We start from the raw sequence: 243 nt of genomic DNA, 5'->3' as shown, positions 1-243 counted from the left end.
GCAATCGAAGCGCCGGGCTGGGCACACTCTTGAATGACCTGTGCCTTGAAGGACTTGGAATAGGAACGGCGTGTTGGCTGCATGAAATACCCGCTTAAAAGGCTAGAACTGGTGTCCACTTAAATTTGATCTGACCCCGAAATGTTGGACGCCTTCTATGCCCGCCGTGCTTGAGTCCTGTATTCCACAGGGCTCAGGCCACTTAGCTTCAGCCTGATTCGCGAATGATTGTAGTAGTGTATG

General features: G+C 51.4%; 1 protein-coding gene. It reads right to left on the bottom strand.

The genetic code is table 11. The features are described 5' to 3' along the window. Positions 1-155: 155 nt before the first annotated feature. A partial coding sequence (locus tag AACY52_RS32055) for an IS3 family transposase (RefSeq protein WP_339561650.1) occupies positions 156-243 on the bottom strand: 88 nt, incomplete at its 5' end.

Origin of the sequence: Pseudomonas sp. EA_65y_Pfl1_P113 (genome assembly GCF_963970525.1) — a bacterium.
GTDB lineage: Bacteria > Pseudomonadota > Gammaproteobacteria > Pseudomonadales > Pseudomonadaceae > Aquipseudomonas > Aquipseudomonas tritici.
Note: the sequence above shows the minus strand (reverse complement) of the source record. Positions and strands in the feature narration are given on the sequence as shown.